At 61.0% G+C, this 10196-nt stretch carries 13 protein-coding genes; 6 read left to right on the forward strand and 7 right to left on the reverse strand.

Features of this window, described 5'->3' with window-relative positions:
• Positions 1-73: 73 nt before the first annotated feature.
• Positions 74-1483: an AarF/UbiB family protein gene (locus tag QMA15_RS17910; RefSeq protein WP_290285619.1), complete on the reverse strand. Its 1410-nt coding sequence runs from the start codon at positions 1481-1483 to the stop codon at positions 74-76.
• Between the two features lie 132 nt (positions 1484-1615).
• Between QMA15_RS17910 and QMA15_RS17915 the strand changes: the two genes are divergently transcribed.
• From QMA15_RS17915 to QMA15_RS17935, 5 genes are read left to right on the forward strand one after another with little or no spacing between them, the layout of a single operon-like run.
• Complete coding sequence (locus tag QMA15_RS17915; protein WP_007729752.1) at positions 1616-2035, forward strand: MerR family transcriptional regulator; 420 nt, start codon at positions 1616-1618, stop codon at positions 2033-2035.
• Between the two features lie 46 nt (positions 2036-2081).
• Positions 2082-3458 (forward strand): MFS transporter, encoded by a 1377-nt coding sequence (locus tag QMA15_RS17920; protein WP_290285620.1) that lies wholly within the window; start codon positions 2082-2084, stop codon positions 3456-3458.
• Positions 3455-4474, forward strand: coding sequence for an ABC transporter substrate-binding protein (locus QMA15_RS17925; protein WP_290285622.1), 1020 nt, complete (start codon positions 3455-3457; stop codon positions 4472-4474). The genes QMA15_RS17920 and QMA15_RS17925 overlap by 4 nt, the downstream gene beginning before the upstream one ends.
• 21 nt (positions 4475-4495) lie before the next feature.
• The gene (locus QMA15_RS17930; RefSeq protein WP_060937875.1) at positions 4496-5215 is read left to right on the forward strand and encodes a 2OG-Fe(II) oxygenase; all 720 of its coding nucleotides are present in this window, start codon (positions 4496-4498) and stop codon (positions 5213-5215) included.
• Positions 5205-5498, forward strand: coding sequence for an Ada metal-binding domain-containing protein (locus QMA15_RS17935; protein WP_078377346.1), 294 nt, complete (start codon positions 5205-5207; stop codon positions 5496-5498). Before QMA15_RS17930 ends, QMA15_RS17935 begins: the two co-directional genes overlap by 11 nt.
• Here the strand turns inward: QMA15_RS17935 and QMA15_RS17940 are convergent.
• From QMA15_RS17940 to QMA15_RS17950, 3 genes are read right to left on the reverse strand one after another with little or no spacing between them, the layout of a single operon-like run.
• Positions 5461-5889 carry a VOC family protein gene (locus QMA15_RS17940; protein WP_021345757.1) on the reverse strand — a complete coding sequence of 143 codons (429 nt, stop codon included), beginning with the start codon at positions 5887-5889 and terminating at the stop codon, positions 5461-5463. The two genes, QMA15_RS17935 and QMA15_RS17940, sit on opposite strands and share 38 nt — an antisense overlap.
• Positions 5890-5929: 40 nt before the next feature.
• Positions 5930-6412, reverse strand: coding sequence for an SRPBCC family protein (locus tag QMA15_RS17945; RefSeq protein ID WP_019745615.1), 483 nt, complete (start codon positions 6410-6412; stop codon positions 5930-5932).
• Between the two features lie 2 nt (positions 6413-6414).
• On the reverse strand, positions 6415-6759 hold the full coding sequence (locus QMA15_RS17950; RefSeq protein WP_021331798.1) for a metalloregulator ArsR/SmtB family transcription factor: 345 nt from the start codon (positions 6757-6759) through the stop codon (positions 6415-6417).
• 94 nt (positions 6760-6853) lie between these two features.
• On the opposite strand from QMA15_RS17950, the gene QMA15_RS17955 reads away from it, so the two are divergent.
• Positions 6854-7510 (forward strand): alpha-ketoglutarate-dependent dioxygenase AlkB, encoded by a 657-nt coding sequence (locus QMA15_RS17955; protein ID WP_031333828.1) that lies wholly within the window; start codon positions 6854-6856, stop codon positions 7508-7510.
• 5 nt (positions 7511-7515) lie between these two features.
• On the opposite strand, the gene QMA15_RS17960 is transcribed toward QMA15_RS17955, so the two are convergent.
• The 3 genes from QMA15_RS17960 to QMA15_RS17970 form a co-directional block, all read right to left on the reverse strand.
• Complete coding sequence (locus tag QMA15_RS17960; RefSeq protein WP_021345755.1) at positions 7516-7662, reverse strand: hypothetical protein; 147 nt, start codon at positions 7660-7662, stop codon at positions 7516-7518.
• A 147-nt stretch (positions 7663-7809) separates the two neighbouring features.
• Positions 7810-8928 (reverse strand): hypothetical protein, encoded by a 1119-nt coding sequence (locus QMA15_RS17965; RefSeq protein ID WP_113682663.1) that lies wholly within the window; start codon positions 8926-8928, stop codon positions 7810-7812.
• A 361-nt stretch (positions 8929-9289) separates the two neighbouring features.
• A complete protein-coding gene (locus tag QMA15_RS17970; protein ID WP_290285632.1) occupies positions 9290-10132 on the reverse strand; it encodes an NAD-dependent epimerase/dehydratase family protein in 843 nt (280 codons plus the stop codon).
• Positions 10133-10196: the final 64 nt, after the last annotated feature.

A 10196-nucleotide genomic window follows, 5' to 3' on the forward strand; every position in this document is an offset into this window, starting at 1 on the left:
GCTCCTCGGCCGGTGGGTCATTACAGGCTAACCCCGACAGACGAAATGCAGAATAAGGAAATAGGGGACAAATTCATTCGTCAGGCATGGTGATGCCGAGTTCCTGCACCTTTTCGGCGACTGCCTCTGGAAAAACGTTCTTGAACAGATAAAGGTCTTGTCCGATCACCCAACCAGGTGCCAACGCCGTCGCATATCGCTCGAAGTATCCGAGTTGTTTACCGAAAAGAACCAATTCCTCGGGACTCGCAACACCCCACTGCTTGCCCAACTGAATCAGTGCCATGATCAATTCACTGAGCTTGAGTTCACCGAGGTCACGGCCGAGAATCGGGGCCAGGGCCGTTGCGACCTGCATGCCGAGCTGATCGTCGTCGACTTCGTAGTCGGTTGCATATCCCAAGGATCGAATTCCGCGGGCGACACGGGCGAAATCACCGTCGATGAGGGTGGCTCGGAACATGTCGGAAAGGATGGATCTCCATGTCTCGGGAAGGACGCCGACGATGCCGAAGTCGAGCATCGCTATCCGGCCGTCGTCGAGGACCCACAAATTTCCCGCGTGGACATCTCCGTGGAACGGACCGTGAACGATGACTGATTCGAGCCAGACCTTCACTCCGCGCCGGATCAGCATGCGGGCTTCGTCGATGCCGTCCGGACCGGCGACGAACCGATCCAGTGGAACGCCGCGCATGCGTTCCATACAGATGACGCGGGGACCACAGTAGTCCCAGTACACCTCCGGTGTCGTGACTCCTTTGTTGTCACCGAATGCGCTGATGTTGTTCCGGAATGTGGTTTGCCGGTCGGCCTCGACCGCGCTGTTCAATTCCGTCATCGTTGCATTGTGCAGATCGCGAATGATGGCGGTGGCATTGGCAATTCGAAGGAACTCGACAAACTTCTCGAGGATGTTCGCACCCCAGTACGCTGCCCGCAGGTCGATCAGCATCCGCGCATAGATGTCCGGACGCTGGATCTTGATGACGGCCTCGCGGCCATCGTGCAGAACGCACGCGTGTACCTGCGCTACCGACGCGGCCGCGAGAGGTACGTCGTCGAATTTCGAGAACAGGTCGTCTACGGAGTATCCGAGGTCCTCGTGCACGACGCTTCTGGCCTGCTCGGCAGGGAATGACGGAACGTCGTCGAGGCAACGTAGACATGCATTGGCGACGGGGGCCGGAAACAGGCCGGACGACGACGCGACCAGTTGGCCGAGCTTGACGAAGGTGGGACCCAGAGCGATGAAGCCGTCGACCATCCCGTCAGAGGCAGCGTCAGCCCACGTGCGTCCACGCTTGCGGAAAGGCCACACGATCAGTGCCAGCATGATCGACGTCGACAACACGACGGCGATGATCGCGGAACGCCACAACTGGGCGAGGCCGAAGCGTTCGAGGTCCGGCATGTGGACTTCGAGGGCAGTGGCGGGCACTCCTGACGAGTACGGCCCGACAGGTCGCGTTGGATCCAGCACAGCTCTCCCTCGTTCTACGAGCGCATCCAGCATTTTGCCGTGAGATCACTTACGCGACCCCTTCCGTTAGTCAGTATGCCAAGTCACACATAACTGCCGGAACCGCCTACGCGTTCAGCCTACGATCGGTGAATGCGTGAGCACTTGATCCCGATCGGCGAGGTTGCAAAATCGTTCGGAATTGCGGCGTCGACCTTGCGCTACTACGAGGATGAAGGACTGCTGTCCGCGCGGTCGCGAACTGGCGGCAAACGCTGGTACGGGCAGCGTGAGCTGCGCCGGCTGGCATTGATCCGGATGTACACCGAGACGGGAATGTCCTTGGAACAGGTGCGGTCCTTCATCGAAACCGACACCACGTCCGACCAGTTCTCGACGGTTCTCGCAGATCAAGTGTCGACACTCGAGGCGCAGATCGCCGCTGCTACGCGAGCGAAACTGATCCTCGAGCATCACCTGACGTGTCGGCAAGAGCGTCCGATGCAGTGCCCGTGGTTGCTCGAGCAGCTCGACATACGCGTCGAAGCGGCGCTTGACTTCAAGTTGACTTGAACCTCCATAGTTAGGGCGCACTTGCCGCCCTATCCGGAGGTTGACCATGTCGGCACGACGATGGCTGCCGCTCATCGCCGCATGCATCGGAACTTTCCTGTTACTGACGTACGCCACCATCACGACAATCGCGGTGCCGGCCATCGCAGTCGGTTTGGACGGCAGTACGGGCGCGATGTCCTGGGTCGTCGACGCCTACACGCTGGCTCTTGCCGCGCTTCTGGTGGGCATGGGCGCGCTCGGCGATGCGTGGGGACGTAAACGCCTCTACATCTGCGGACTGGTCGTGTTCCTGGTTGCAACGGCCGTGTGCGCGATTGCCCCGGACGTCACGGTTCTGGTCGCAGCTCGCGGCGCGCAAGGAATTGCCGGTGCGGCAATGTTCGCGACGCTCCTGCCTCTGCTCGGCGACGCATATTCGGGCCGCGATCGTCACGTCGCCTTTGCTGCGTGGGGCGCCGTCGCTGGATTGGCGGCGGGAATCGGGAACGTTGCAGGAGGGCTGCTGACGCAGTTCTTCGACTGGCGTGCGGTCTTCTATTTCGGAATCCCCGTGGCCGCAGTAGCGCTCGCAATGGCTGTGTTCTGTTTCGCCGACAGTGAGCGCGGCGACGACAACATCGACTGGGCCGGAATCGTTTTGTTCACCCTCGCTGCCGTTGCCGCGGTTCTCGGCGTGACGTGGGGCGGCGACATCGGGTGGGCTTCGTCGTCGACAGTTCTTGCCTTCCTGATCGCAATCGGTGCGCTGACGGCGTTTGTGTCCTGGCAGCGTCGAGGCAGCAGTCCGATGCTCGATCCGGCATTGTTCCGATCCCTGAAATTCGACGGCGTCCTCGTCGCTGCGTTCGGGTACTACCTCGCGGCCTACGGCCCGCTCGTAGTCCTTTCATTGTGGCTGCAGAACGGGCTGGAACTGTCGGCATCGGCGGCCGCACTCGTGCTCTCGATTCAACCGCTCGCTTTTGTCTTCGTGTCGGCGCTGTGTGGATCACGGCTTCAGCGAGTCGACCTTCGACTGTCGCTCGGATTCGGGACGGTTCTCTGCGGAATCGGTTGCGTGGCCATGCTGTACGTTCTCGCCGAGCCGGTCTGGCCATCGCTGATCGCCGGGCTGATTCTGACCGGTGTCGGTTCCGCGATGGTGTCGCCGGTGCTGCCGAGTGCCGCGATGTCGGACGCCCCGGCAGAGCGCGCCGGAACGGCTTCGGCGACAGCCAACTCGTCGCGTCAATTCGGGCTTGCCGTCGGAATTGCGTTGTGCGGCTCTCTCTTCGCCGGTCCGGACGAGTTCGCCTTGCTGTGGCCGTTGGTCTTCTGCGCCGGCGTCGGAATGCTCACGGGTTTGGTATCGATCCTTCTCTTTTCTCGTTCGTCAACTCCTGCAACAGTTCAGCCAATCGCCGAAAGGGCACACACATGACCACGCTGTTCACTCCACGACCGCACCGGCGTCTCGAGATGGACTGGAGTCGCCGCAGGTTCCTCGGCGCTGCAGCAGGATTGGCTGCTGCGCTGGCAGCGGCCGGTTGCTCGCGTTCGGGCGCAGACGCCGGGGGTGAAGGCGATGCAGGCTGGTCCTTCACCGATGATCGCGGCAACCTGATCGAATTGGATTCACCGCCAAGGACAATTGTCACCTACACCGGTATCGCGGGTGCTCTCTGGGATTACGGACTGGTGCCTGTCGGTGTTTTCGGGGCGCTGACACGATCACCGGGATCAACGGACACCAGCATCTCCGGCAACTTGGATTTCTCGAAGACCGACATGGTCGGGCAGCTCTGGGGACAAGTGGAACTCGAGAAGATCGCTGCGCTGGAGCCGGACGTCGTCATCGTCCCTCAGTTGCGTGGTTCGGCACTACTAGACGAGGCGAACTTGGATGCGGTGAAAGGCTTGTCGACAGTACTGTTCGTGGAAACGGCAGCAGGAACCATCGACCGAACTGTGCAAGAGATCGCGGAACTGGCCGTGGAACTCGGAGCGGACCAGGATATGGAGGCTCAGCGAAAAGACTACGACGCTGCGCGTGCGCGGATCTCCGAAGTTGCTTCTTCGCTGAATAATTCACAGGTTTTGTTCGCGTCCGCAGATCCGGACACGATTCGTGTCAGTCTTTCGGGATTCCCGATCCTCGCAGACCTGGCGGGATTGGGACTTGCCGTCGTCGATCCGGCCGAGGGATCGTCGGTCTACGTCGAGAAACTGGCTTGGGAGATGGCGGACCACTATCCGGCCGACATGATCTTCCTCGACGATCGGCCGTCCAGTTTGCAACTGGATACGCTCGGAACCAATCCTGCGTGGTCCAACTTGCCCGCGGTGAAGGCGGGAAAGATCGGGACCTGGAATCCGGAACCCGTGCTCAGTTATGCCGGGATCGCCCGTACGTACAACAATCTGGCTGACCAGCTGCTGGCATTCTCACATTCCTGACCGCCGCGTCGTCTACGACGTATGGACCTCTTCACCGATCTGTCTGCTCGAGTTGATTCCCTCGATTGGCCTGCGCTGATCGAGGGAATCAACTCCAGTGGGTGTGCCCAGACGGCGCCGATACTCGACGAGTCGGAGTGCCGCGAAATTGCTTCCTGGTACTCGGACGTCGACCGGTTCCGGAGCACCATCGACATGGCTCGATACCGCTTCGGCCAGGGGGAGTACCGGTACTTCGGCGATCCCGTACCGGAGCCGATCACGGCTATGCGATCCGCCTTCTACCGACACCTGCTGCCCGTGGCGCGGGAGTGGGCGTTCAAGCTGGGCGAGGGTGCACCGTGGCCGGATTCATTCGAAGAATGGATCGATCAGTGTCACGACGCCGGTCAGAATCGCCCTACCCCGATCCTTCTGTCCTACGGACCTGGTGACTGGAATGCATTGCATCGGGACTTGTACGGAGAGTTGGTGTTTCCCTTGCAAGTCGTGATCGGACTCGACAGACCTCGCATCGACCACGCCGGCGGCGAGTTCTTGCTCGTGGAACAGCGGCCGCGTGCCCAGTCGAAAGGGACGGTGACAGTTCTCGAGCAAGGTCACGCGTTGATCTTCACCACGCGGGATCGACCGGTGCAGAGTTCGCGGGGGTGGTCGAGAGCCCCTGTGCGACATGGTGTCAGTGTGGTGCACTCCGGCACGCGTCGAACATTGGGATTGGTGCTTCATGATGCCGAGTAAAACGTACACTCTCCGCGACGCTCGCAACAAACCCTACGAGAGTTCGACGCCCGGTGTGCTTGGTGGGCACCGGAAAACGAAGATCTACGGTCGACTCGACTGTCGAGGGGCTGCGCAGGCAATCGCGCGTGGTGGGTATGTCGCCAGTCGGGTGTTCTTCGCGGACGAGCCGACCGCGATTGCGGCCGGCTATCGCCCTTGTGCCGTCTGCATGCCCGAAGGTTACGCAGCCTGGAAGGCAGTTGCTACGCGCCGAAGCGGTCGCGGTACTCCTTCGGAATGAGCGGCTTGTCGCCGCGGACCTTCAGCTGCTGGACAGCCCAGGTATTGCCGTCCGGGTCGGCGAATCCGAAGAAGGTGCCCCCGTCGCGCTCGTCGAAGACGGTGACCTCACTGGCATCGACGCCGCGGTCGATGAGCTCTTGGCGAGCCGTTGCAGCGTCGGCCACGACCAACTGCAATCCCTTCAACGAACCAGGGGCCATCTCGGTTTGCGACGGCAGGTTGCCGATGACGATCGAGCAGCCCGAACCACGCGGAGTGAGCTGGGCGACCGTCATGTGTTCGTTGACGGTGTGGTGGTCGAGATCGAAACCGACCTTGTCACGGTAGAACTCGATGGAGCGGTCGAGGTCACTGACGGGAACGATGACTACTTCGAGGGTCCAGTCCATGAAACTGCCTTTCGCTGAAGAGGTTCGGGCAAACAGGTGGTCAGAGTTGCGCGACGATCTTGTCCAGGCGTTCGTAACCTTCGGTGACGCCGAGCTCCATATTGCTCTCGATCATTCCGTCTCGCGCTTCGAGGCTCGGATATACGGAATGGCCGGAGAGACGGGTGCGTCCGTTGCCCAGGTCCTCGAACGTGATCGATTCGATGCTGACGACGTCGGGAAATCCCTCGTATTCGAAAGTCTGGATGGCAAAGTCGTTCTCGCGAACAACATGAAATACACCGTTGAACCGGAACTCTTCGCCCTCGGGGTTGCGATGGACGTACTTGTATCGACCGCCGCTCACGAACTCGTATTCGTCGATTTCCATCTCGTAACCGTTGGGGCCGAGCCACTGCTTGACCAGTTCGGGATTCGAATGAGCTGCGAAGACGGCGCTGACGGGTGCGTCGAATTCGCGGGTGATGTCGATGTACGGCACGCCCTCAGGAGCCGTGATGGTGACGGGATTGGTGGTAGCCATGGCTAAGTCTCCTTCTGTGTGGTGCTGAGTAGGTGATCGAGCTTGCGGAACTGTTGTTCGTGGATCAGTCGATAGCGGTCGATCCAGGCGGTCAAAGCCTCGAGAGTTGCGGCGTTGAGATGTACCGGCCGCCTCTGGGCTTCGCGGCTGCGGGTGACCAAACCCGCGGCTTCGAGTACCTGAATATGTTTGGAGACGGCCTGTTTCGTGATCTCGAATGGCTCGGCCAACTCGTTGACCGTTTGGGGACCGGTGCTCAGGCGGGCGATGATCCGCCGTCGTACCGGGTCGGCGAGCGCCATGAACGCTTTGTCGAGACGCTCGTCTGCCCCTGGATCCACGATCACTTGTCAACCATCTCCTTTATCAACCAATCTGTTGATTACGATACGAGTCCATGCGGAGGGTGTCAATGCTTCGAAACCGATTAGCGTGGATTTCATGAACGCTCTGATTCCTCGGCCACGAATGGAAGTGGCGCCAGGGGCGATTCTCGTTCCGGATTGGCTCAGCATCGAACAACAGCGCACCTTGGTGGCCGAGTGCCGACGGTGGGCGACCGCGCCCGTGCCGATGCGCTCGGCCGTCGTCCCTGGTGGGCACAAGATGTCGGTGCAAACAGTCTGTCTCGGTTGGCACTGGCAGCCGTACAAATACACGCGCACCGCCGACGACGTGAACGGTGAACCGGTTGCCGCTGTGCCCGACTGGCTCGTCGGCCTCGGCCGTAGCGCAGTTGCCGCTGCCTATGATGATCCGACTGTGGGGGAGCGGTACACGCCGGACACCGCGCTGATCAATTTCTACGACGAGGGCGCTCGGATGGGTATGCATCAGGACAAGGACGAGCGCTGCGACGCTCCCGTCGTCTCACTGAGCGTCGGGCAGAGTTGTGTCTTTCGGTTCGGGAATTCCGAGAATCGGAACAAGCCGTACACCGACGTCGAACTCCATTCGGGTGATCTCTTCGTCTTCGGTGGGGAGTCTCGGTTCGCGTATCACGGAGTGCCGAAAGTTATTGCGGGAAGTGCAAGTCCCGACATTGGTCTGCCGTCCGGGCGGCTGAACATCACCCTGCGGGATACCGGAATGTCGTGACTGTCTCACCCCTGCTGTGCCATTGGTGCAGCAGGGTCGAAGTCGGCGCTCGAAGGTCCGTCCCCGACCATCTCGATCAACTCGTTCGACGGTGGAGTTGGCAGCGTGCGCCAGCGCTCTCGTTCGAGGTTGTGGGGTTGTGTCTCGTTCATGCCCTCATTATCGACTTCCGGCTCCGATCCACCAGTCGGGGATGGGCCGGGTGCAACTCGGTAGGCCGTTGAGGTTGACCCGACCCGGAGGGCAACTGCGATCGATTCCTCACGGAATCTCATGCCTAGCAGACCCTCACGTGTGGGTCATTGCTGCGATTCCAGCGTCCATGCGGGCTGGTCGGTCACTTCCGGGCCGTCGTGCAGCACCCAAACACACGGCTCGGAGATGTAGGTGGCAGCATCGGTGAACCAGTATGTTTCGTCGGGTGCCCAGCCCGCGATGACGCTCGCCGTGTCGGCATCGACCTCGATCGCGGTTCCTGCCGCCGCCAGGTATCCCGTCACGGTAAGGTGCACTCCCTCAAAACTTTCCGCGACCTGCACCCAGTCCGGGATGACCCACCTGCCTGATCGGCCGGTCGTCCGGTACCAATCGTGCCGCTTCTCCGCGGTGACCTCGAGTGGGAACCGTCTGCACAGATCCGACCAGGCTTGTGCGCTGTCGATCTCGTAGATGCGTGCGCCAGTCGGTGGCCGCAATGCTCGCACGACGACCCGTTCCCATCCCATGCTGTCTTCGACGAACCACAAGCCCGCCGGAGTCCCGTCGAACAGCGCCCTCGTCGAATCCTGAGTGGGTGGATTCGACCACCAATAACCTGACCAGTTCGCCGCGGGATCCACCGGGCGGTCACGTTCAGCTCTCTCTTCCGATTCCAGGGTGCTCGTGCGCCACTCGCTGAGGAGTTGTTGCGCAGCAGGCACTTCGTCTGTGTCCGGAGATTCCTCACCTCTGCTCATGATCGACCATTGGTCGGATGAGGCGAGCGAGGTTGACCACCACCGAGCGCATTCGGAGCCGGCAATGTGCTCCGCGACGCGTCGAAGCTCATCTTGCATAACCTCGGTGGCGACGAGGACGTCTTCTCCGTCGGGTTCCTGCCAGTAGCGTGCCGCATCGACGGCTTCTGCGAGGGCGGAGCGTAGATCGACGGCGGTGACGTCGGGGAGCGAGATTTCCGAGAGGCTACGCGCCACATCCTCGGCGGTGACTATTGTCCGCCGGGCCTCTTCGGCGCCCGGGCCGAACAACACTCGGGAGGTGCCTTGCCTGACGTCGAGGTGATAAGCCGCCCGGTGAGCGCTGATGCGGAACATACCGTCGCCTGGCTCGGGCCGCAGGGTGCGTTCGGCGTCGATCGCATACGCGAGCAGCATCCGGCGCCCGCGCGGTCCCGACAGCAAAATATCCGCAGTGAGCATCTGTTCTCCCGTTTTCTGGTTCAGATGACGGTAGCCGAGGTCGGCGAGATGGAGAGGTTTCTCCCGTGATGTCAGAGCTCCTGGCCGGTTCGTCGCGCACGACGTAGATCGTCACACGCTGCATTCGGCGGCGAAGGTGGACGGAAGGGAACCCCCGGCTGCTGCCAGTCGCGTGAACGCGGCCATTGTTGGTGGGCGCGACCACTGCCGTATTTGGGCAGCCATTGTTTCGTCCATCAGTGCTCGCACTGTTCGTCTGTAGTGACAGCGCAATAGGTCCTGTTCATTGCGCAGGAAGATCCCGAATGAGAACTGAAAAGTTTGGGAGGCAGTTGTTTTGGCGAGAGCAACCTTTGTGTCATCAGTACAGTCTCGACCGAAACCAGTGATCGAGACTGATCATGTCTATCTTGTGCATGTCGAGACCCAGCTGGGCAGCAGCTTTCACTGCGTCGGCGCGGGGGATAGAGCTTTGGGGCAGAGTCCAATTGGTCTCCCGCGCATGATGCTCGAGAAGGTCGATGACTGTCCGCGGGACAGGTTCGTTGACGTGAAGTGTTGAGCCGTAGCGAAATTGCTGTTCTGTCGACAGTTTGTAGATAGATCGGGCGAGTAGGTTTACGTCGACTACTGACAGGATCGCGCTACCATTGTCGATGATCGAGCCGAGTCGAGAGACGATTCGCGTCAGTGTCGGCAGAAACCATCTGTCGCCGGGTCCGTACACGAGATGGGGCCGGACGACGAGGCCTCCGGCGTCGCGCACGAACTCCTCGGCGAGGGCGCGCGTGCGGCTGGCAGGTGAGAGGGGTTTGAGAGGTGCGCCGTTGACGGGCAGGTCTCGAAACGGGCCTGGCCCGTACACCGCGGCGGTGCTGACGTAGAGCAGCCGTTCGACGCCGACGGCGGCGGCGATCGACGCAACGTTTCGTATGCCGTGTTCGTTGACGTGAACGCACTGTTGTTCGTCGTCGCCCACGTACGACACGCAGCAAATGACGGTCGACGCCTGGCTCATTGCAACTCGTAGAGAGGCGCTTTCGTTGATGTCGCCGATAGCGGCGGCAATTCCGTTGCGGCTGAGTTGTTTGGCTGCGCTGTCCGTGCGAACGAAACCGATTGCAGCGTTTCTGTCCCGGGAAACCAGCTGGTTCATCACTGCTGAGCCGATGAAACCAGTGGCTCCGAGTACCAGAGTCGTCATGGTGTGTCCGTGTCGAGGGCGTTGCTGCCGGGTCTTTCGACGTATCGTTGAGATTCATTCCGTC

Source organism: Rhodococcus sp. APC 3903, assembly GCF_030407755.1.
Classification (GTDB): Bacteria; Actinomycetota; Actinomycetes; order Mycobacteriales; family Mycobacteriaceae; genus Rhodococcus_F; species Rhodococcus_F erythropolis.

Excerpts from the sequence above, each read along its gene's own strand:
- QMA15_RS17920 (WP_290285620.1), top strand. The coding sequence starts at position 2,082 with ATGTCGGCACGACGATGGCTGCCGCTCATCGCCGCATGCATCGGAACT.
- QMA15_RS17945 (WP_019745615.1), bottom strand. The coding sequence starts at position 6,412 with ATGGCTACCACCAATCCCGTCACCATCACGGCTCCTGAGGGCGTGCCG.
- QMA15_RS17930 (WP_060937875.1), top strand. The coding sequence starts at position 4,496 with ATGGACCTCTTCACCGATCTGTCTGCTCGAGTTGATTCCCTCGATTGG.
- QMA15_RS17960 (WP_021345755.1), bottom strand. The coding sequence starts at position 7,662 with ATGAACGAGACACAACCCCACAACCTCGAACGAGAGCGCTGGCGCACG.
- QMA15_RS17935 (WP_078377346.1), top strand. The coding sequence starts at position 5,205 with ATGCCGAGTAAAACGTACACTCTCCGCGACGCTCGCAACAAACCCTAC.
- QMA15_RS17970 (WP_290285632.1), bottom strand. The coding sequence starts at position 10,132 with ATGACGACTCTGGTACTCGGAGCCACTGGTTTCATCGGCTCAGCAGTG.
- QMA15_RS17965 (WP_113682663.1), bottom strand. The coding sequence starts at position 8,928 with ATGCTCACTGCGGATATTTTGCTGTCGGGACCGCGCGGGCGCCGGATG.
- QMA15_RS17915 (WP_007729752.1), top strand. The coding sequence starts at position 1,616 with ATGCGTGAGCACTTGATCCCGATCGGCGAGGTTGCAAAATCGTTCGGA.
- QMA15_RS17955 (WP_031333828.1), top strand. The coding sequence starts at position 6,854 with ATGAACGCTCTGATTCCTCGGCCACGAATGGAAGTGGCGCCAGGGGCG.
- QMA15_RS17925 (WP_290285622.1), top strand. The coding sequence starts at position 3,455 with ATGACCACGCTGTTCACTCCACGACCGCACCGGCGTCTCGAGATGGAC.
- QMA15_RS17940 (WP_021345757.1), bottom strand. The coding sequence starts at position 5,889 with ATGGACTGGACCCTCGAAGTAGTCATCGTTCCCGTCAGTGACCTCGAC.